16 protein-coding genes are annotated in these 22919 nt (G+C 45.8%); 2 read left to right on the top strand and 14 right to left on the bottom strand.

Translation table 11 applies throughout. The annotated features are described in order from the left end of the window. Positions 1-15 precede the first annotated feature (15 nt). The 7 genes from PCH02S_RS00260 to PCH02S_RS00235 form a co-directional block, all read right to left on the bottom strand. On the bottom strand, positions 16-681 hold the full coding sequence (locus tag PCH02S_RS00260; protein ID WP_127448977.1) for a YoaK family protein: 666 nt from the start codon (positions 679-681) through the stop codon (positions 16-18). A gap of 46 nt (positions 682-727) precedes the next feature. After that, entirely contained in the window at positions 728-2341 is a 1614-nt protein-coding gene (locus PCH02S_RS00255; RefSeq protein ID WP_127448976.1) for an ATP-binding protein, read from the bottom strand. A 168-nt stretch (positions 2342-2509) separates the two neighbouring features. Next, entirely contained in the window at positions 2510-11191 is an 8682-nt protein-coding gene (locus PCH02S_RS00250) for a cadherin-like beta sandwich domain-containing protein (RefSeq protein WP_127448975.1), read from the bottom strand. Between the two features lie 360 nt (positions 11192-11551). Further along, a complete protein-coding gene (locus tag PCH02S_RS36085) occupies positions 11552-11785 on the bottom strand; it encodes a hypothetical protein (protein ID WP_174806712.1) in 234 nt (77 codons plus the stop codon). A gap of 83 nt (positions 11786-11868) precedes the next feature. Then, positions 11869-12111, bottom strand: coding sequence for a hypothetical protein (locus PCH02S_RS36080; protein WP_174806711.1), 243 nt, complete (start codon positions 12109-12111; stop codon positions 11869-11871). Between the two features lie 105 nt (positions 12112-12216). Continuing rightward, a complete protein-coding gene (locus tag PCH02S_RS00240; protein ID WP_127448974.1) occupies positions 12217-12729 on the bottom strand; it encodes a GNAT family N-acetyltransferase in 513 nt (170 codons plus the stop codon). A 140-nt stretch (positions 12730-12869) separates the two neighbouring features. Beyond that, the gene (locus tag PCH02S_RS00235; RefSeq protein ID WP_127448973.1) at positions 12870-14033 is read right to left on the bottom strand and encodes a DUF4317 domain-containing protein; all 1164 of its coding nucleotides are present in this window, start codon (positions 14031-14033) and stop codon (positions 12870-12872) included. A 291-nt stretch (positions 14034-14324) separates the two neighbouring features. Between PCH02S_RS00235 and PCH02S_RS00230 the strand changes: the two genes are divergently transcribed. Both PCH02S_RS00230 and PCH02S_RS00225 read left to right on the top strand, forming a co-directional pair. Then, complete coding sequence (locus PCH02S_RS00230) at positions 14325-15083, top strand: phytanoyl-CoA dioxygenase family protein (protein ID WP_127448972.1); 759 nt, start codon at positions 14325-14327, stop codon at positions 15081-15083. Between the two features lie 36 nt (positions 15084-15119). Further along, entirely contained in the window at positions 15120-15959 is an 840-nt protein-coding gene (locus PCH02S_RS00225; protein ID WP_127448971.1) for a helix-turn-helix transcriptional regulator, read from the top strand. 83 nt (positions 15960-16042) lie between these two features. On the opposite strand, the gene PCH02S_RS00220 is transcribed toward PCH02S_RS00225, so the two are convergent. The 7 genes from PCH02S_RS00220 to PCH02S_RS00190 all read right to left on the bottom strand — a co-directional run bounded on the left by PCH02S_RS00220 (position 16043) and on the right by PCH02S_RS00190 (position 22768). Then, on the bottom strand, positions 16043-16819 hold the full coding sequence (locus PCH02S_RS00220; RefSeq protein ID WP_127448970.1) for an AraC family transcriptional regulator: 777 nt from the start codon (positions 16817-16819) through the stop codon (positions 16043-16045). Positions 16820-16844: 25 nt separating this feature from the next. Further along, complete coding sequence (locus tag PCH02S_RS00215; RefSeq protein WP_127448969.1) at positions 16845-17420, bottom strand: LysE family translocator; 576 nt, start codon at positions 17418-17420, stop codon at positions 16845-16847. Positions 17421-17533: 113 nt separating this feature from the next. Then, positions 17534-18754, bottom strand: coding sequence for an MFS transporter (locus PCH02S_RS00210; RefSeq protein ID WP_127448968.1), 1221 nt, complete (start codon positions 18752-18754; stop codon positions 17534-17536). A 101-nt stretch (positions 18755-18855) separates the two neighbouring features. Beyond that, complete coding sequence (locus PCH02S_RS00205) at positions 18856-19533, bottom strand: ABC transporter ATP-binding protein (protein WP_127448967.1); 678 nt, start codon at positions 19531-19533, stop codon at positions 18856-18858. Continuing rightward, positions 19530-20648 carry an ABC transporter permease gene (locus tag PCH02S_RS00200; protein WP_246068875.1) on the bottom strand — a complete coding sequence of 373 codons (1119 nt, stop codon included), beginning with the start codon at positions 20646-20648 and terminating at the stop codon, positions 19530-19532. The genes PCH02S_RS00205 and PCH02S_RS00200 overlap by 4 nt, the downstream gene beginning before the upstream one ends. A 69-nt stretch (positions 20649-20717) precedes the next feature. Continuing rightward, positions 20718-22088 carry a sensor histidine kinase gene (locus PCH02S_RS00195; RefSeq protein ID WP_127448966.1) on the bottom strand — a complete coding sequence of 457 codons (1371 nt, stop codon included), beginning with the start codon at positions 22086-22088 and terminating at the stop codon, positions 20718-20720. After that, positions 22085-22768 (bottom strand): response regulator transcription factor, encoded by a 684-nt coding sequence (locus PCH02S_RS00190; protein WP_218033137.1) that lies wholly within the window; start codon positions 22766-22768, stop codon positions 22085-22087. The genes PCH02S_RS00195 and PCH02S_RS00190 overlap by 4 nt, the downstream gene beginning before the upstream one ends. Between the last annotated feature and the right edge of the window lie 151 nt (positions 22769-22919).

The raw sequence follows: 22919 nt of genomic DNA, 5'->3' as shown, positions 1-22919 counted from the left end.
TTCTTCTCATCATTTTTAACGAAAGCGAATTGCCGCCATTGTCACAAGCCCGACCAACAGAGCAACTGGTATCCAGATGGACGCAAAAAGCGCGTGCGGTTCCAAAACAGCGGTAATTACCGCACCAAGGCAATAAATGGCTACCGCCCATGTGCGCAACCATGCGTCTGCAGTAAAACGATTAATTCGGCGAAAATGAGCAATGGTATCCTCGATAACATTCGCGAGGTTATTGGTCAAAACGGTCGTCGAAATCCCAGCAACTTTCAAATGTCTGGCGACTGTCGTTTGCATGCCCATCCCCATGCTCAATAGTAGAATCAGGATATATAAGTTCCTTTCGCTTTCTCCCGCATAGGAGAGCAAAGCTGCAATTAAAAGCAGAAGAGCTTCGCTGCCTAACGCGGCCGTTACTCCTCTGGACCAAATTTGCTCTTCCCGACCTTGCTTCACGATCACAGTTGCGAGGGCGATACCGGCAACAAAACCAATAAAAGCAAGAATGGAACGAAGCACAGCCAGCGGCTGCGCTTGCCCGATAGCGATTCCGATTAGCACAAGATTACCTGTCATATTAGCTGTGAAGACATGTCCCAGCCCCAAATAGCCGATCACATCGACGATGCCCGATATCAGGCAAAGCACCAGAACTGATCCGTTAAGATATGTACGTGTTGGCATAATCCATCATTCCTCCCATCAATTAATATGGCTAGGATCTGTTAAATCATGCTTGAAGTAACGGCAGACGAATTTCTACTAAAGTTCCTTCATTCATTTTGCTTGAATAGGTAATATCACCTTCATGCTGCTTAATAATCTTCTTGCAAATCATTAAACCAAGCCCAGTTCCCTTCTCCTTTAAACTATAAAAAGGCTCCCCTAATTTCGGCAATAGCTCCTCTGGAATCCCGCAACCGTGATCTTGGATGGCAATCACACCATGACATTCCCCTTCTTTGCGCAAACAAATTTGAATTTCTCCGCCATCAGGCATCGACTCCATTGCGTTCTTGATGATATTAAGAAGCATCTGTTTTAACTGATTCTTTTCTCCGGTAATCGGGAAGTGTGTCGCTTCGTAGCTTATTTGGAATTCAATATTTTTCAGAAGTGCTTCGGGGGATAAAATCTCAGTCGTGTAATCCACGAGCTCAAGTAGGTCTGTAACTGTAAGTTGTGTCAATTGAGGTTTGGCTAATGAAAGAAATTCGCTGGTAATGGCTTCAATCCGTTCGAGTTCGGATAACAGCAATTCATTGTGTTTTCTCGAATAATTGCCTTCTTTGTATACTTGCAGGAATCCCTTTATTGTCGTTAAAGGATTTCGAATTTCATGCGCAATCCCTGCCGCGAGCTCTCCGACAATCGAAAGTTTTTCTGACTGCAATAGAATTTCTTCCGCTTTTTTGCGGTCGGAGATATCGCGGCTGATGACGATGACATAATGACTACCTTTGACAGGCTGGCAGCGTGATTCAAACTCTTTCCAATGTCCATCTTTATGTTTAAGGCGAACTTCCAATGAATAACCTTCCTGCCCTCCAATCATCGTCGAAATCGTTTGATGAAAGATCTCCAAGTCCTTCGGGTGCACCAACATCCACAATAGATTCCCTTTTAATTCATGGTGTTCATACCCTAACACAAGCTCATGGGAGGGAGAAAAATAACTCACCGTATGATTTTGATCCATAACGATGATCAAGTCGGAAGTATGATTAGCGATCAGCTTGTACTTCGATTCGCTTTTTTCCAGCGTCGCTTCCATGTATTTATTTTGCCTATTAATTCTTAAAAGCCGATCATTCGATTCGATCAGCAAGCCGCCCAAAATAACGCCTAACATGACAAACAGGACATATTGCAAATGAAATAACGGCTCGGTCAATAAAATATGAAACGACAGAATCGTTACCAAATATCCCGCAACATAAGCCATAAAAAGAGAGCCGATTTTTCTGAATTGTGAGCTGTGAGACATGATTTTATGTACAACACACAAAATCATCATATTGATCAACCAGCCTATGATGGCCGGAGCCCAATTTCCACCGGAAACAAGTCTGGTAAGCAGTGAGAATAACCCGGTTATCACCCCAGGGATCGGCCCAAAATAAGCAAACACAAGAATAACGGGCGCGTATCTAATATCGTAGGCATACCCTTGCTGCTTGATAGAAAGGATGACGAGAATAACCGAAACAACCCCAGCATAAAGGCTTGCCCACAAACTAAAATACTTAATCGGCTTTTGGTGAATAAACGAGCGGATGACCAATGGTGTACTGACAAGCAGTGAAAATATAGCAATATTGACTATAAAGTCAAATAGAATCATAACTCCCTCACTTCTGTTAAAATTCTTAAACTTGTTAGCGCATACTTCATATATTAAACCAACTCTGCATCTTCTACCAGCAAAATAACAAGTTAGGAGAATCATGCGTTTTCACACGAAAAAGCCCATGAGCAGTTCATGCTCATGGACTTTTTTGTTTGAATTTTATTAATGATTTGGTACCACGTATACACTGCCATCAGACAACGTTTGTACGGTGCCGGAGGCTGATTCAATTTCACGAAGTGCCCAATGCTCCTGCGGTACATCCGGCCAGCTCGATGACTTCACATCGGCAGTCGGCCGCTTAAACAATCGGTTCAAAATCGTGACTGCTTCCGCACGATTCAATTGCTTTTCCGGCAGGAAGGTGCCATCGGAATAACCCTGCAGAATGCCCGCTTGCGATGCTTTCTTAATGGCTTCGAAAGCCCAATGCTGTTGCGTATCGCTGTATCCCGCATAGGAGGTGCTGCCATCTCCGGCAGGAAGCAGCCTTGCCGCAATGCTGGCCATTTCCCCGCGGGTAATCGCGTCATCTGGGCGGAAGCCGGTGTCATCGCCAAGCATCACACCTGCGCGCTGCATATTGGCAATGGCTTCTGCCGCCCAATGTTCTTTGGCAACGTCAGGATAACCGCTAGGTTGTGCCGATGCCGAATCATTGCCCGACTTCCCAGCGCCAATACGATTCAAAATCATCGCCAATTCCGCACGCGTAATGGCTTGTGAAGGGCGGAATGTGCCGTCCGGGTAACCGGATAAATAAGGTTGCAGTGCATTCGCTCCATTTTTCTGAATAATGGTAAATGTACTGAACTTACTAATTTCAATAGCAATACCAACTGGTTTGCCATCCGCATCATAACGGATTTCTCCGTGCGTTAGCACCTTTTCGCCATCGCTATGTTCAATGTACACAGCCAGCTCATCCAAAATTTCTTTGGCCGCAGCTGCGTTATCCGGCAGGCTGAGGTTATTCAGCGGGAATACAACTTCCGTCTTGTATCCTGAATAGTTTGTCTCAATCTTGACTGGTTGACCGATAATGGAGACAGATCGATCTCCTGCATCTTTGAGCACAAGCTCAGCAGCTTGCACGCGTTTTGTTACTTCACTGCGCTCAGCTTCAACACGGACTGGAACAATTCGGAAATAAGCATCTTTTCCGTCTTTACTCATTTGCTTCAGGGACTCCGCTGATACTGTGATCTGCCCGTCAGGCAGCACCAGTTGCAGCGCCATGCCGCCACCTGCAAGCAAGCTAACCGTTTCTGAATTTAAGCTGACAATTCGCTCATCCGCTGGATTTTCTGGCAAATCCGTTACATAAATACGAGCAACCTGGTCGTTATTCTGTGCTGCTTTTTCCAAAATCCTACGTGCATCCACGCCATCCAACTTCACCGTATCCAACACTTTGCCATCTGACGATTGGGTCCGTACGATGTTGGTTTGGAAAGTCCAACCTCCGGAACTTCCAGCAACCGTCGTTTGGCGCGTGTCAGGGCTAGAACTTGACTCCTCGATACGTTTGACGTCGATGGAATAAGTCTGTGAAGACTTAAGGTCCGCTGACTCCACATTAACGATAATGGTATTGCTGCCAATTGCTAGAGCAGGTTCAAAGGTGCCGCCGCCTTTTTGTTTTACATGCTGCACCGTTACCGTTGCCTCTGGATCATTGGTAATCGCCTTAATTGTTGCGTTAGCACTTTCGGTTGTTGAAATCGTTCCGTATTTAAGCTTGTATGGCGTAAAAGCACCGTCCAAGATCGTACCTGCCTGCAAACTCGCCAGTAATGGCGGCTGCCCAGGCACTGTCTGCTTACGCAATACAGATACGTTATATGTGAGCGTCGTACCATCTTGAGCCTTGACCTCAATAGCATAGGTTTGTGCATCCTTCGTAAATGGAAGGGGCAAGACCGCTCCGCTTGTTACCTTTTGACCATCGATATGAATTTCTGCATCCGACTGTTCGGGAACTGGCAGAAGCTTAAACTCGAGCGCTGTGTAAGGCACTAGTACCTCATAATTTTTCACTGCCGGGTTAAAATCAGCTAACAAATCAGCTCCGTCTGTAGCAAGCCCCAAGCTTTGCAACAGCGCATTACCGCTTGGTTCCCGCCATACGGCTACTTGGTAGCTCCGTGTTTCCGCACCGTCCGGAGAGGTAACTTCCACAGGAACTTGATTCTCGCCAACTTGCAGCTGAATCGCTTGGGATGCTTGCCCGCTCTGAACGGACTGTCCTTTGACCTTAATGCTGGAACCTGCTTTCATAGCGCCGGGTGTCAAGGTTACCGTGTCCACGGTGTTATCCACATAAACAGCATAACTTTCTTCCGCCCCTGTGAAGGCTTGCGCTGGAAGCACATCGCTTTTTTGCGAGGCCGTGGCATTCGTGAGCTTCAAAGTAGCCAATAATGCTTCATTGGAGCCTGTTCCATCAAGACTTAGCGTATAGAACTTGTCTCCTGCACTATCGGAATGTACTTTGATGGATACCGATTTCCCTGTAACAGGTACCGCGATATCGACATAACCGCTCTCAGAAACTGGCTTGCCGTCGATCGTTACGACAGAAGCAGCAGCCATCGGAACTGCATAAATACGAACATTGTCCGAATAAGCTAAAGCTTGATAAGCGGTTGTACCGAATTGATACGGAGCGCGCATCTGTGCGTTGCCTGTTGTCAGTGCTGCAAGATCACTAGGGGTTGCCGGAATTGCTTCAGCTACACCTCGAATGACTTCAAAGCCATACTCCGTTTTGTTGCCAACCCGGTCCGTAGCCGTCATCGTGAGCTGCACTCGATCCGTCGATGTTCCCCACTCCAATGGTGCGTAATAGTCGAATTTCCCTTTATCATCCAGCGGTACTTGAATGCCGTTGACAACAAGCTTAGCTCCCGCGTCAGTTTGGCCGGCGATATAAACTCTGCTGGTATCTGTAACGATACCATTCAACGAAATCGGCTTGCCCTGCGCGTCATTGCCTCCGGAAGCGATCAGCATCGGTCCGGTGCGGTCAATGAAAACCTTGCGGTATGCCGTACTCCGGTCGCCGCGCTCATTCACGGCTTCAACCAATACGTTATATTCTCGCTCTTTCAATACAGCCGTTTGAAGCAAATCTTGCAGAACAAACGTGGAAGTTCCACCTGCTGCTACATGCTCGCTGCTGCCAAGCTGCTGTCCGTTCACAAACAAAGTAAGAGCTGCGGCTTGATTAGCCGTCACTTTCAGAGAGGCTTGTTCAGCTGTTGTAAGCAACAACGTCTCTTCATTTCCGTCATATGACGTATACGTTTGTTCAATGACGGGTTGTGCGCCAGCGTCAAGCGCCACGGCTAACGTTGACGGTTGCGGAACTGGCAAATCCGTCGTCACACTCGCAGATGTTGGGCTGAGCACAACACGCCCTTGCTCATTGCCAATAGCCGAGACGGCAATCTGGTAAGTTGCTCCAGCCGTTAATCCAGTCATTACGGCGTTCTGCTCACTTCCCGCTTCAGGTGTTATATCCATCACCGGAACTGCCGCCTTGCCGCTCGTACTGTCACTAACCCAGATACGATAAGCAGTCACGTTACCTGCAATAGAAGCAAAGTGCAAGGATATTTCTCCATTTCCTGTAGAAAGCACCTTAGGTTGCTCAGGTGTGCTCAGTGAAATAGGCGCAGTCACCTCTACGGTTGTTTCCGCAATGGCATGGATCGGTGCTTTATCTGCACTTTCCCCTACTACAGAAAGATAGTAAGTTCCAGGCAGCATGGAAGTCGGAAGATCAATAGCTTTACTGCCGGAAGATGGCAGACCGCTTTGAATAACTTCTCCCACCCATTGATCGGCGCTGTCCGTTAACATCATGGTTACTTGTGCATCAGATGATGCATTCTCCATGGACCATGCAACTTGAACACGATTTTCCGCGCCAGCTGCAGTCTTCACGGAAGCCTTAATCTCTGGCTGAGGGATTAGTTTCTGTATTTGCAAATCCACTTTTTTCGCGTTTTGAATCATCCATTTGCCAGCTGGCGCATTAAGGAGTGTCACGTAAAGCGTATCCTTGCTGTCGTTCACTGGATTTGGTGTTGTGACCTTCGTCTGTTCAAGCGGATCTCCGCCTGGGCTCGCATTTGTTACTCGGTCTGACGCCGGCTGTAAATAAGCGTTGCCGGCAGGAGCATCAAAGTTCAGTGTGTACGGCGAACCGTCAGGTGCTGTAATCACGGTATTGGCGTTTCCGCCGCTGACCGTCAACATATAATCGCCTTTTTCGGCAATATCAAAATATTTGCCAAATCGGCCTTCCATCGTCAGTGGTTTAATCGACTTAAACTTCCTTGTCGACTTGTAGGCAACAACATTTGTAAAACTGCTGCTTACAACTTGCCACTGTCCACTCAAATCAATACCGTCCAGCAAATACGTTTTCTTCTGCTGTGATTCATCATACAGCACATTCAAACCTGGCAAACTCGGATCAGTTTGAAGTTTGTACAATTCACCATTTGGCGCATACAGCTTTGTCTGCTCATTGGCCCCGTAAATCTCTACAATCGCTTGACCATTATCTGTTTTGGTCATATCAAACACGGTAGGATAAGCTTGATCCTGCACCCACTGCGCGACATCCTCGATTTTCACCTTAGATGATACTGTGCTTAATACGGCGCTTGGACTTGTGCCTGCGCTGATCATCCATGTTCCGGCCTCGACCGCATCCACTAACGTGTACACATGACCATTGGCGTCGCGCAAAGCATTCCAATTCGCTTCGTTCTGTGCCGTGTTCAGACTGTATGGCCTTCCATCTGGTTTGTAAACAATAACATCGCCTTGAGCCTCACCAACGTTAAGCACGTAGCTTCCACGCTCTTTCACTGTAAATGAGGTAACCGAGCGATCCGGTGTTTGCGACCATAGCTCCGCCAACTGGCTCAAGTTCAGCGCTCCGTTGGCAAATAACAATTCATTCACTTGAATGTGACTATTTGTGTTTGTTGTTAGACTCCATTTGCCTGCAAACAAGGATACACGCATATAGGTCATTTGGCTGGCGGCATCATAGCTGATTTCTGGACGCAAGGTCTGCTCAAAACCTTGTCCCGATGCCGTCGCTTTTAAAACAGCAGCCCGTTGATCTCCTGTCAAGGCAAAAAGTGCCGTGAAGGAACGTTCCACCGCAAATGAAGCTGTCGACTTCCCGTTTGCAGCATTGGTTTCCGTTGTGATCAAAGGTGTTTGATCCAGTGATGTAAGCTGTCCATTCACAATGCGTGCTTTCGCATCGGTATGCACTGGCTCCTCCGGTTGGAAAGATAGGCTGACCGGTCTTAGATCAAAGACACGCTTAAGCGGATTCGCAGCAGCGATCCTTACCTCATTGCCTTCTTTGCTCTGATTGCCCGAATCTGTATTCCTTAAGAATAATTCTTCCGCAATGTCCAACCATGGTTCTGCAGCGTCCATAAAATCGGAAACATTGTTCACGAAATCCAGACCTTTTTCCCACCAAGACTTCTTAGGCGGTTCTGCTTCCACTTCGAACAGAATCGTATTGTTATTAAACGTATACTTCAGATTAGCCCCAACGCCGTTATGTTTAAAAGTCCCGTATACACCTGTTTCATTTACACTGAGTGCAACGTTACTCACGGTCGCTCCGCCAATTCGCGGAATCCCTTTTGGAACATAAACCGTTCCTTTAATCGCTCCGTTGAACCCTTTTTGGTTAAAAGAGTACGTGCCAATGGCTCCTTTGACGACTTCAAAAAGATTGATATCGCCTTTCGTTGCAAAGCCCGGCGAAGAAAATCCTTTGATTCCAGCCGTTGCCGGATTTACTACCGTTTGCATGTTCATGTTCTTGACAGGCAACCAATAGTAATATTCCGTTCCGCTGCCGTTAAAACCGTAGGTCGTTAGATCCGTATCAATGGAATCGGTACCGATCAGATTGAACTTGTAATTCGCCTGAGGATGCTTCATTTCAGGGACAATAACATCGTTCACAGATCCGGTGACAGCGAACTTTTGAGGAATCTGAGACATCTCAGCAAGTTTGTCCACGCTGCCGAACAGATAATTAACTTGAAGACCTGTCGACGCAAGCTTCACTTTCTGATACATGCCAAAGTTTACACTATCCAAACGTCCTTGTTTGGTTCTCATATTCAAATCGAAGCTTAACTTCGTATCTGGTAAGCTGCCTGTTCCCTGAACACCGACATAAGGAATGCGGCTTTCCACGACGAATTTGGTATCACTTGCTTTGATTGGGCCAACCTGAAAGCTATTTTTCATCGTAAAGGTGCCCGACAAATCAAAACGATTATTGCGGAATTTCAGGCCATCAAACGGCACAGTTTCCTTAATTTTTTGACTGCCTACCTGCAAGCCGATTTCCAGATCACCCGTTAGGCGCAGGCCTTCTTTTGTGAAAATAAGCGAGCTTGCTTTGACGGGCATGTCCATATTCAAGTAGTCTGTCGCTTCTGAACCGCTCAAGTCGAAAGAAAACTTGTCTGATGTGATGGTGAAAGGCCCATCATGAATCGTGTAAGACAGATTCGAACCGAGTGCTCCACCGCCATTGACATATAAGCGGCCGTTGCCGGTTATTGTGGCTGGGGTTTTCGTTTTGTCTACGACAAGACTGGTGCCTTTGAACATGACCGAGTCGTTGATGACTACTGGTTCGGATGGATCATTAAGTACATAGACATTTTGCGCTGACGGATCTTCCGTGAACGGCCCTTGCAGACCAAGACTGTTTACTTCGTTGCTGGTGGACGTGCTAGGCACATCTACTCTGGCGAAGTTTCTTGGTTTGTAGAAGTCTAGTGCTGTTATTAGGAGACCTTCTGGGAATACGTAGTCGCCATAGTAAACATGATTCAGATGTATATCATATTTTCCTGGAGGCAAAGCCCCATCTTTTTCATCCCAGAACAACTCCAATTGACGCTCATTAATAACATTAGTTTTAAGGCTATATTGGATGCCATCCTTGCTTTGCAAGTAGTAATGGATATCTCCTACAGGTTTACGAAATAGATTAGGAATACCTGTACCCACTGCGACCAATCGCTTTTTGTCTTTCACATGTAGAACCGATGGGCCGATCCGGTCATACTTAAGAACATCAGGTGTTTTTATAGTCTGATCATCATCATTCAGGATGATTGGCACTGGTTCCGTATAGCTCTTACCAATTTCGTTGGCTGCATAGCCGCGAACTTGATATTTTTGCTGCCACTTCAGACCCTTTAATACAACGGTAAAGGAACTTGTTCCTTCTTCCGTACCTGTGTAAGGTACCTGGATCCAATTGCTGAATTCCTGTTCTTTCCCTTCTACTTTTGGAAGGTATTCTCGGTACTCAACTCCTCGTGCGATAATGTCTTTAGTACCGTCATCATAGACATTCGTAACTACGCTTATTGTGTCATCTATATGTTTTGGATCAAAATAGATCATCTCCATCGGATCCACAGTAAGCTTAACACCAGGCGCTGTCGGAGGTGTATAGCCATACAGCCAGGTTTCGTTCATATTACCTGCAGGCACAGAATCAACTACTGAGCCGAAAACTTTATCCATGATACTAATTTGATCGCGACTTCCGCCAAACATGACGAAGTTTTTGCCGTCAAACGCCATGCTGGCATAACTTAATGGGAAAGGCACCTGATTGGGTTGCCCTTGGACCTCATAAACCTTTCCGTCCTTGTCCATATTACTTTTGTACATAACCCCGGTGGAGAATTTTAAAGGAGCTTTTTCCCACCCACTTTTATACCAGCTATAGGCCATGCTACCGAACGTCGGAGGGTACGTACTCGTTGGCAGCTTTAATTTTTTAATCAATTCGTTATCATAATTATGGACATAGTCGCGTTCTCCGCCAAAAAAGACAACGCGACGCCCATCATAAGCCATCGCCTGCCCCCATCGGCCGTAACCCTCCGGACCGGCTGTCGAACTCCATGACTTGGTTTCCCGGTTCCACTTCCATAATAATGGGGAGCTGTCATCATGCGTGACCGACTTCGTTACTTTCGTACCCGTACTCGTATACTCTTTCGTAATAGAACCTGCATTCCCACCGTAGAGTACTGCCGTTTGGCCGTCAAAAGCCATCTGCCCGCCATAAGCAGCAGGCGGTTTTTCAGCAGGATCAACCTCCGTCCAGCCCGTTCCATTCCACAGCCAAGTATCATCTTGAAGAGTCTTAGAACTTCCGCTGCCCGAATATCCGCCGAACAGAACCAACTGTTCGCCGTCGAAGGCAATTTGAGCGCCTCCGCGAGCTATCGGGGAGTCAGGAAGCCCTGTAACTTGCTCCCAAGTAGCGTTCATACCATCCCAAAGCCAAGTATCACCCAGCAGCACGCCGGACTGACCCTCGCCTCCGAATAGAAGAACTTTCCCTGTGCCTGGATCATATGCCATTGCTGCACCTTTGCGTTTTGGAGGGGAGCTCGCAAGGTTAAGTTGTTCCTGCCAAGTTTTTTGTTTGCCATCCCATATCCATGTCTCATCGAAGAACTTGTTATTATCCTGGCCTCCGAACATAACTACATTCTCAGCCATTTCGTCAAAGACCATGGATGCACCTTGTCTAGGATCAGGCGCAAGATTCGTTGTTACTCTACTCCATGTATAATCCGTAATTTTTGTTGCTGGACCGTATGTATTCTGCAGCACTGTGTTGGTTCCGTTAGCCACTCCTGCAGCTTGAGCTACACTCAACCCGCCGTGTAAGAGCGGTATATACTGTAGTAGCAATGCAGCAATTAATAGTTTGGCCCATCCGGCTTTCCGACGTCTATTCAACGTTTACTCCCCTTTTCATAGTTTTCATCAACACCTACATAAGTGTAGTTCCTTAAACCCCTACTTAGTACCTACATTTTGTAGAATTATGTCGATGTATATAAAGTCATTATCGGTATTTTCTCACAAAATGTTTAGAAAAGTATTAAAACAATAATAGTTTTTGTCGAATTAACGGAAAGAGGCTATTGGAACTTTAGATAAATCCTCCTATTCATTCACTACCAAAGTCATAGTTCCAATAATGACATTGCATCACTTTAACGTGTTTAAGATGATCCGCAAAGCTTCTTTCTTCATGTAATGTTCTCCTAACGAGGATCGCCAAAATAAAAAATGTATCCCAGATTACCATACCATTTAAATTTCTCTAACGAAGTAAAAAAAGCCCCAAACCAACTCGGTACGAGCGGTTTGAGGACTTTTCCTATACGTTCGCAGGTGCCGAAGTTGCCTGACCGGCCGTTTCACTTCCTTGCTCCGCCGCAGGCTGTTACCTCGATTACCGCCATTCATTCCGTTCGGGAATCGGCGTTGCCCGCCTCCGAAACCGTCTTTGCCGCCGGGTCCGCCTTTGCCCATCCCGTTGCCCATCTTCGACAGATCCACCGTTGAGGCGTCGATCAGTGCGCTGGCGTCAGCTTTTTGCCCCTCGGTTGTTGAAGGGATTTCGCCGTTCAGCTGACCTTGAATGCTCTCCGAACGAAGTGTTTTCCTAGCTTCGTTAACTCCGTAACAGCAGCTTTGTACTCGTCATAAGTGTTGAAAGCGCTTGGGTCGTTTTGCACATGGCTGGAAATCAATTGATCGAGGTTCGCAACCGTTTGTTCGAATTTACCGTCCGCAAAGTAACCATACAATTTCTTGCAAGTAGGTATGATACTTCTCCTTGTACTCAGGTACTTCAAGCAGCTTGCCAAGGATCGGACGATCCTCCAGGCTTACGCCGGAGAGGGGCGTGTCAATGGCCTGATTGACAACCTTTAATGAAACTTAAATGGAAAATGAACCTTACGGGAGCTTGTTCAATATGTTCTAGCAACCTTATACACTTTTGTATATAAGATGTCTTTACAAACAGAAAACGTCGCTTCCGTGAGCGTTTGAGGATAACTCATAATCTTGAGCGGCAAATCAGGCATCCCAATCTGAAGAGGCGGCTGCATATAATGGAAATCATTCAGATGAAAGCCGAGCCGTGTATAAAAGTTTACTCTTCGCTCCGCTATGTCCGTAGTTGGGGGTTCCACTTCCAATAAAACGGGCTTTAATGATTCTGCGATATAAGCCGTCATTAATTTTCCGCCTAAACCGCTTCCCCGTACGCCAGGATCAACAGCAATGTGCTCCACAAACCGAAACATAGGGAATTCCCATACGGCTAAAAAAGCAATGATCTTGTTGTCCTCGACTTCAGGAATAAGCCGATAGTTAGGATCAGATAGCAGTTCTTTTGCTCCTGCATAAGTTCTGCGTTCAATTTCAGGAAATGAAGCTTCCATAATCGCATAAATTTGATCAAATTGGCTCTCTTGCATCATCATATTCTCCCTTATGTAGACTGCATTTCACATTTCACACTTGCTATGATAACATTCACATTTTCAAAATAAAAAATGCCTGTTAATTAGAAAAAAGGAGCCCGCAAACCCGCGTGGCCCCACTTAATTATTCCGTTTTACAACGTCTCCGTACTGAGCGTAAATCCTTCGATAATAACGTCTTCGTCAACCTCGATCAGGATACATCGTTTTCCTTGATAGTTCACTTGTCTCACATACTTTAAATCTTGCGGACTAACCGAAATCGTAGCTACTTTTGTATCAATCTTAATAGATTTTGATGTGAACTTCGGAAGGACGCTGCTTGCTTTAATTTCATAGTTTTTGTCGTCGACGACATTTTGAAACGCCCGTTCCACCTTTTCCTTCGTCACGTCCTCCACGCCGCTCACCATCAGCATACGTTCCACATCTTGATAATCCAGCTTCGGAGGCTCCTCTTCCTCGTTGGACTCGATGACCCGATGAATTTCCTCGTATACCTGTGCAATCGTAGAGGCATCCAGTTCTTCACCTGCCACTTCCTTCACGATATCCTCAAAAATAGCTCTTTCTTCCAGCGCCGTCACGGTCTTCTCGGCATTCAGGACTTGCTCAATGAAAGGCACATTCGGTTCATGCGCTCTCCCCGAGCAGTACAGAATCCGATTTACGTCGGAGTAGTTATCCGTCACGCTAGGGTAGAAAAACCCTTGCTCCGGCGTATTCAATTTGATGATCGGGTCTACGAAGACATTATACTTGAATTCCCTCTCGACATAATCAAACATGAGCGTTTTCCGCTGCTGCTCCGTGGAATTAATGCTGCACAGAATGAACAAATTCGCGAACATTTCGTCCTTTTCACTCTGCTCGGCTTCATCGTTCCTCGCCTTGGTCGGGCGGGAATATTGACCGCGAACAAAAGTAATCACCGTATCCTGTTCGTATACGGTATCCGCCAACATTTTATCCACCAACAAAAGCATTAAATCCTGCCATTCTTGCGGATCACCGGTTATCAAACCTTGATGGAGAAGCACCTTTGTAGGTTGTTCCGCTTCTTCCTGAAATTTCAATTCGAACATCTTCTGATCTAATTCGCCGGTCAGCAGTTTTTTGAAATTCGCCATATAGAGCTCCTGCTTCTCTCTGTCCAATAAGGCGAACGGCTGGCGTTCGTAGTGGTAGATCTCATTCGTTTCCTTCATAATATACACGTTAAAAATTTCGTAAAGATTTAGCAACTCGTGATCCAATTTAAATAACTTGCGAATATGCGCAATTTCTTTTTTCATCATGATCCGTCAGTCAACTCCGCTTCCACCATTACTTCCTTTGATAATTCCGCTACAAATAAAACGAACATGCGTTTCTCTATTGCTTGAATGAACACTTCCTGTATGTTAATTCATAATGATAATTTTCACAACCATTTTAAAAATTTACCTCCAAAAGATTTTGTAGTAGATATCAATTTCAGACACAAAATATCTGACTCGCGTGCATTTTATTCCCTTTTAAAATCATCTACTATTATAAATATAAAGGAATTGCACATCAGTTTTATACGAACAAAGGAGGATTTTTTTATGACAATTCAAGTTCAATCAGAGAGAGTAAATCCACTTACATCGGAGCAAATCAAGCAGTACCATGAAGATGGTTTTATTATTATTAAAAATGGCTGCAGCGATGATCTGATCGATGCTTTTAATTCGCATATTCATGCTATCCGTTCTTCCGAATCTATGCCTGAATGGGCAAAACCAAGAAAAGGCGGAGCCGTGGTGGATGACAAGGACCGCTTTTCCCTCCGGTTGTTCAATCCTCACCTGCATGACGGCTTTTCCTTGCAGATGATGAAGCTGCCGGTTGTACGCGGCGCACTGGCCCAAGTTCTGGGCGATGAAGCCGTTGGCGTCCAAAGCATGTACTTTTACAAAGAACCCGGCTCCCCAGGGCAAGCAGCGCATCAGGACTATTACTACATTAAAAATGATCCGAACACGTTGACCGCCGCATGGGTTGCCATGGAATATACCAATGAAGAGAACGGCTGCCTGTACGTCATCCCCGGCTCTCAGAAACTCGGAGTTCTGCCCCATGGCGATGTGAAAAATTTACAGGAACACGAAGCTTGGACCCATGAGGTGGAAGGCATCGATTTAAGTCAGGAGATTCCGGTTATTCTGGATAAAGGGGATATCTTGATTTTTGACAGCAACCTTATCCACTCTTCTACACGAAACCGTTCCAACCGCTGGCGGCGCTCCTATGTATGCCACTACATCCGCCATGACTCAACGATTGAGCGAGAAGATTTAAAAAAGAAAATCTCTCTTGTATAATGAAAGAAAAGCTGTCCGAAAGGATGGAATAATCGAATGGACATAGCATCCAAGGTGGAAGTCATTCCACCTTCTTTTGTTGTGACGAATACCTACGCAGGTACCGTGGTCTATGGCCCCGGCGGGAAATACGGTCCCCGTATTCAGATGGATCTGCAGCTTGTCCTGGTCCATAGCGGCTCCATGACGGTAGAGATTGACGGCGTCCCCTTCTCAGTCCCTCCAGAGAGCATTGCGCTGCTCAAACCGGGACATGAGGAGATGTTTCATTTTAATGAGAAACGTGACACGTGGCACCGTTGGATTGCTGTGGCAGTGGAACCTTTAGTACCGGACGCTGCGGCTTATTTCGATTCGTTACCGCTCTACATCCCCTTGACGACGCGACTGAATCAATTGACAGATATGCTGATGTCTTTGCAAAACGATGGATGTTCTACGGAGGACGAAGTGGTAAAAGCGCTAGGCCGTTCTGCTTTGTGGTTATATGCGACGGAGTGTTTGCATTTGGGATTAAATCACCTGAAACATCCGGCCGTTCTCCTTGCTGTGGAAACAATCCACGAAAGATTTGGCGAGGAGCTTAACCTTAAGGATTTATCGCAGATTACCGGAAAAACGCCCGAGCATATGATTCGCCTGTTCCAGCGGGATGAAGGGGTAACACCGATCCAATATTTATGGCAGTATCGGGTAAAAAAGGGGCTGGAATTGCTGCGCAGTACAGGCTTGAATATTGGTGAAGTTGCCGAACAATCCGGTTTTAAAACCTCGTATCATTTTGCACGAACCATCAAACGGCATACCGGTCTGACACCTAGTGAAATTCGTAAGGAACACTACAACAAGCCCTATCGCTCTGGAACGAACGTATGATATCTAAGCGCCTCTAGCCGGAACGGGCGCAATCACTTGCGTTCGTTCCGGCTGGGTGGCTTCATCCCTATTGGACGTTTCTTTCAATGCAGATGGGATATATATTCAAATGCTGTTGTCCCGTAGACACTTTTGAAATGTTTGTTTAGATGGGTTAAATCAACAAATCCGCAGGCAGCTACGGCTGAATATATATCCTTATTTTTCTCGATTATGCATTTCGCCCGTTCGATTTTGGCGTTCAAGAAGTATTGGTAGGGGGATATTCCCATATGGGCCTTGAATAAACGAATTAATTGAAACTTTGATAATTGAAGCTCGCTCGAGATTTCGTCAAGTTTAAGCACATGTTCCAGGTTGGCATGCAGCATTTCCCTTGCTTTACGAATCAACTGGTTATCTTTCTTGACATTTGTTGAAAAGTTCGTTTGAACCAGGCTCTCTGCGAGATTTACGAATAATTCGCTGCACAAAGCCTCATCCTTTTCACTTAAAATGGCATGAGAGAGACTTAAAACGCGTTGTTTTAGCTGAACATCGTAGACAATCGGAGCTGAAAATCGCAAGATCTCCTTTTTCTCTGTAGCATCCAAAAGTAATTGGGGATCAAAATAAAGCATGACATAATCCAAACCTGTCTGGTCATGAGCCATGCCATCATGCGTCTGTTCCGGATTAAAGAGCATAACACCATTCTGATGCGATAATTGCAGACTGCCGTCCAAGTTATATTCTTGAATCCCACGTAACGTCACCCCGATGGCGTACTCCTGGTGAGCGTGCTTTTTATACTTAAAATCCGTCATACTCGCCGACAGCGCTTTAATACCGGCCGACTTTTTATACACAAATTGGTTCATTTCATTCACCTCTTGGTAAGCTTGCTTACAACCAAACCATAACGGCAGCATAAGCCAAAGATAACGCCAATAAGACATTAACAATCTTGTTATGCTTATGTAAAAATGCCTTGAAGATCGCACCGAAAAGGACCCATGTGAGAAATCCTAAAAACCCAATGCCTATGATAACCATAATGCTAATTGACATCATCGTGCGTGAGTGATAGGTAGGTACAAGAAAGGCTGGAATTACAGTAAGTGCAAATAACACGACTTTCGGATTCATAAACTGCATCAGAAAGCCTGACCGAAAGGTGGCCGCTTGGTTTACTGCCGGGCTCGCTGTATCCAATTTGCAAATCAGATAGGAAAGGTAGAGCATATAACCACTTCCAATGATCTGCAGAATCATGATTATTTTCGGTAAGAACGCCATGAATGCCGAATTTAAAAAAGCGGAAATAATCAGTAAAACGCCAAAGCCAACCGTTGCTCCATACGTATATTTCATCGCCTTTTTCGCCCCATGATGATGGACGGTGGACAAAATCACGATATTCGTAGGTCCAGGCGTAAAGGTAGCAATCATACAGTAAATAACAAAAGATGTAATATTCATGAGAACCTCCTCTTACCGGCTTTTCTCATATATTACATCTTAGCTTATAGTCGCTATAGTATATTATTGCAGAGATTGGGCGTCATTCGCCATGGAACTGTGTGGTAAAGCTCTTATTTAGATATCTCCTTGGCTGCGGATACACTAGATTGAAAAGAAAACTTCGGCAGCTTAAGCAGCACAGCGACCAGCAACAACAAACTGCCGTTGATGGCGAATACGACGGGAATAGATAATTGGGTTGCTAGAAAGCCCCCAATTAGCGGCCCCAACAGCAGGCCCATTTGATTGGCCGATTGATTAAGGCTGAACGCGCGGCTGCGGAAACTTGGTTCCGTATGAGTAGCGATAAAAGCATTAAGCGCTGGAAATACAGCAGCGAAAAAGAGCCCGTATACAAACCGCAGCGATCCGAATCCGATTAGATCGTGGAACAATATTTGCAAAAAATTCCCGATGCCTCCGCCGATAAGTCCGATGAACAACACCTTCTCGTAACCCAGTTTGCTTCCGAGCTTGCCCCAACGGGGCGCCGCAATCAATGTTGCAATTCCTACCGCGGAGAAAATGATCCCCGCATGAAGTGAAGCGGAGGACTGACTGGAGCCAAGCTTCAGCACATAGATCGTTAGTAAAGGTTCCAAAATCATGATGGATGTCGATGTAATAAAGACAATAAACAGCGCGTATACGAGCGTCCGATTCGCAATTGCTTCCTTAAGGTCATTAAGCACCGAGGATCGCTTCGCTTCGGATTTAACAAAGGAAGGCTCCTTCACCCAAACCCATGCGATGACGAAGGCAATCAGCACCATCACACCTGCCAGCAAAAAGGTGTCACGCGTGCCGATCAGGTAACTTACACTTCCTCCCACCAGCGGTCCTATGACGGAAGCGGCTGCACCGGAGGTAGAGATGATGCCTAGCGCATAGCCGACGTGTTTTTCCGGCGTATTCGTTGCTACCATCGCTATGGCTGAGGGAATATAACCCGCGAGCAAGCCTTCGATAATTCTTACGAGGATAAGCTCGTATGGATTTTGTACGATGAAGTATAAAAAATACGCGATGGACAAGCATATTCCGGCGCGAAGCATCATAGGCTTCCGGCCATACTTATCGGCCATGGAGCCCCAGAATGGAGCGATTAAAGCAGCCGCCAAAAAAGTAATGGCAAATACGACACCCGTCCATAGTTCCAAATGGCTTTGTACACCGAGATCATTTTGCAGAAATATAGACATAAACGGTATGGATACCGTATAGGCCATACTGACGAGGAAAGTCCCTACCCACAGCACGAAAAGATTTCTTTTCCAGGAATTATCTGCCAAAAAAGCACTCCCTTTTCTTCGTTTGTCTCTATCTTACCATTAAAGTCAAGGGAGTCTTAATAGAACGTTTTTTTTAGATGATAAAATGTTGTAATGACTTTTTACTTCGTGATTAGTTTACCGTTCTCAAGCCAAAGCACTCGGTCACAAAGCGGCAGCACTCTGTCATCATGCGTAACCATAACGGCACTCTTTCGCTGGTCTTTGACTTGCTTGGCAATCATACGCACGACATCGAGTCCGCGTGAAGCGTCCAAACTCGCTGTTGGTTCATCTGCGAACAGAACAGCCGGGTCATTCATAAAGGCCCTGGCTATCGCTACCCGTTGACGTTCCCCACCTGAAAGCTTCTCAGGATAGGCGTTTCGTCGATGCGAGAGCCCCATTTGATCAAGCAAAGTTTTGGCTCTTTGACCTGCCCGCGCCTTCTCCGTCCCGGCAAGCTTGGAGATCAAGATCAGTTGTTCCTCGACTTTTAGGTAAGGGATTAAATTGGCACTTTGAAAAATAAAGCCGATTTTTTGAAGCCGCAGTTCGGACAGTTCTTGCATGTCCTTGCCCTGAATGGCTTCTCCGTCAATCAGTACCTGTCCGCTCGTTGGTTCAAGAAGCGCTCCTGCGATGGACAGAAACGTGCTTTTGCCTGAGCCTGAAGGCCCCATCACCGCAACGAGTTCGCCTTCGGCTACCTCCAAGTCCAGCTTATCCAAAATCATTCTTTCATTGCCGCCATCCTGAAAAGTACGGGTAATCGCCTGTAAGACAAGTCTGTTTGTCATGCTGCAGTCCTCCCAATCGCGTCTAAAGCGTCAATTTTCACAATTTTCCACACCGAAATTAACGAGCCGACAAGAGACATGGCCATAAAAGACAGACTAGTAACCGCCAAAGTAGAGAAACCTAATTGAAATGGCATAGAACTTGGTATTACAGCCTTAAACAATTGAATGAAGAGAATACTAATAACTAAACTGCCAATGGATAAGACTAGAACCTGTAGCGCCACACTTTTTGCTAAATAGGCCGTACGTGCGCCTACAGCTTTCAAAATGCCGAATTGGCTTGTTTTCTGAATTGTAATGACATAAAAGAACACAGCTAATACAAAAGCAGAGATAACAAACAAGAACACAATCATCATCATCAACGAGCCTTGCTCTTCTTTGTATCCAGGAATAGCCGACACAGCCTCAGTCTTTTTTATCACTTCGGTATGAGGCAGCACGCTTTGGAGCTGATCGGCTTTTTCATTCGAGGTCTTTATGGCAATCGCATTGTATGGCTCCTCCGAAGAGTCGGATCCTCGACTGGACGACATCTGAAGATTTTGCCAATCTTGTTTATTTAGAAAGACAGCAGGTGTGTGACTAAATGACTCGTTTTTTACAAAGCCACTGACGGTCCATTTTGTTCCTGAAGCTTGATCGACCAGCTCTGAACCTATTTTGACGCCGGAATCCGACAATTTCCTGTCAACAAGAACATGTCCTGCTGTCAGTTCGGTCATCGGCGAACCTTCTACGGTTTGGGGCGCCAGCCAACCATCCGGATTAATAGCCAGTATCGTAACATCGATCTTCTCCGTTCCTCCAGCTTGCATAACCGTTGTCATTTTCACGCCAAGCGGTTCGGCATTTTCTTGTCCTACGACAAGGCCAGCTTGTTCAATCTGGTTCTTATCTATCTTCGATCGGGTAAATCGGTGGTTGGCGTCCTGTTCCAGTACAAAATGTGTCGCGTTCATGTTTTTAACCGATGCGGCATTATCATACGCCAGACCCTGCGCAAGCCCGGTAACAAACAAAACAAGAAATGCAACAAGCACCATAATGGTGGCGATTAATGAATATCGGGCTTTAGCAAACCTCATTTCTCGAATAGCAAGATACATCATGCTTCCCTCCTTCGTAATGACTCAAGTATAGGAAGCGAAAATGAACGGCAAATGAATAACAGATTACATCTAAGGCAGCGTAACCGTGAAGGTGGTTCCTTCCGGCGAACTGGCTACTTCTATACGGCCTTCATGAACTTGAACGATTTTCTTTACAATGGAAAGCCCAAGACCTGTCCCACCGGAGGAACGCTCGCGTGCACGATCTACCCGATAGAAGCGGTCGAACAAAAACGGCAGATGCTCGGTCGCAATACCATCGCCTGTATCCTGAATCTGTATTTTGCAACAAGAATTTGTCCGTTCCGCTCGTATTTCAATGCTTCTTCCCTTTGGGATATGGTTGACGGCATTGCCAATCAAATTCATCCAAACTTGCATAAGCAGCACTTCATCGCCGTAAAGGATGATCGTTTCAGGTACAGAAAGTTTTAGCAGCAGCTCCTTCTCTTCAATCTGCCATTGCAGGACTTGAACAGCTTGGCGAATCTGCCCTCGCAGCGAGAAAGATGACTTGTTCACTGATTCATGTCCTTGCTCAAGTGACGATAGCAAAAGCAGTTGCTTGCTTAACATCGATAAGTGGCGGCTCTCTTTCTCGATTATGGATGCATAGTGCTTCCTTTCATCCTGAGGAAGCTCACGATCTGCGAGTACGGAGGCGAAGCCTTGAATGGACGTTAGGGGTGATTGAATTTCATGGGAGACGTTGGCTACAAATTGTTGCCGTGCTTGATCGACTCTGTCCAATTCATGGCTCATGGTCATAAAATGCTCAGCCAATTGCCCGATTTCATCGCGGCGATGGATCGGGAGTTTAATCTTATAGCTTCCCTGAGCAATTCGTTTCGTCGCATCGGACAGGCGAGTGATCGGTTTCACTAAATAGGTTGTACTGATTAAGAAAAGCACGATGCTAATGATAATGGTGAATAAAATGATTTGTGCGAAAAATATGCGCAATTCACCAAATTGCAGGAGCACATCCGGGCGTATGAAAAGGGCATAGGTCCTGTCTCTTCCATGAACGGGGACCCCTACTGTATTGCTCAAGCGATTATCAAAAAAACCAGAGATAAAAGGTTTGTTCGGGAACTCAGCGACACCGTGATACAAGTTGCCGCTGAGAACAGATTCTTTCGCGTGATCATCCATATCCTGTTCTCGGAAATCACGTCCATAGTAGCGATTGGTCCCTTGGCCGTCTGTCCAATAGATTTGATATCCAAGTGCCGCCGCATTTTGCAGATATTCATGGATGTTATCAGGTTGTTTCTCCGCATACTGCTTCATCTGCTCCGCAATGCCAATTAACTTCTCGTCATTGTAGGGCTTTAGTTTGACATGATAGTACATATTGGATCCGAGAAAACCGATGATACTGCTTACAATGATGACCGTTAGCGTAATAAGGAAGACCCTGGAGTATAGCGACTTCATGACTTACCCACCTCAATTTTGTAACCAATCCCGCGAACCGTCCTAATGGTGAAATCGTCCGTGTAATCCGCAAATCGTTCACGAAGCCGTTTAATATGCACATCCACCGTTCGATCATCACCTTCGTAATCCATTCCCCATACAAGTTGAATGAGTTCATCGCGCGAAAACAATCGGCCTGGATACTCAGCAAGCTGCGAAAGCAACTCGAATTCCTTCATCGGCAGCAGAAATACAGTCTGACCGTCCGTAATCTCAATATTTCTCCGATCAATTGTAATTCGATTTAATCGAATGGTGTCACTTGAAGCTCGATGATATCGTCGAAACAAGGCTTTAACCCTGAATACCAGCTCTTCCGGCTCGAATGGTTTGGTCAGATAATCGTCTGTCCCCTGGGTATATCCCTTTTCCTTATCTTGCAGTTGATCCCGAGCAGTAAGCATAATAATGGGGATATCGTAATTTCGCCGAATATAGTCACATAGTTCGAGCCCATCCATTCTCGGCATCATGACATCAACGATCGCTAAATCAATGGGTGTTTGCTTCATCAGCTCGACCGCTATCATGCCATCCTGAGCCTCGTAAATCCCAAATCCTTCTTTCGTGAGCACATATCGAAGCAGTTCTCGAATATTCGCATCATCGTCTGCAATGAGCAGGTTCCTCACTATGATTTCCTCCTACAACCTAAATTCAGTCTCAACTAATGAAAATCCAACCAATCCATATTGTATCACGGATGATGCGTCTTCATTTAATCGCAAGCAGGAAGCAAAACAAAAAAAGAGACTAAAATCTCAAGAAATTTTTTCTTAAGAATTTGTC

Source organism: Paenibacillus chondroitinus NBRC 15376, assembly GCF_004000765.1.
Classification (GTDB): domain Bacteria; phylum Bacillota; class Bacilli; order Paenibacillales; family NBRC-103111; genus Paenibacillus_E; species Paenibacillus_E chondroitinus.
The sequence above is the reverse complement of the archived record's forward strand: the minus strand, read 5'-3'. Positions and strand labels throughout refer to the sequence as shown.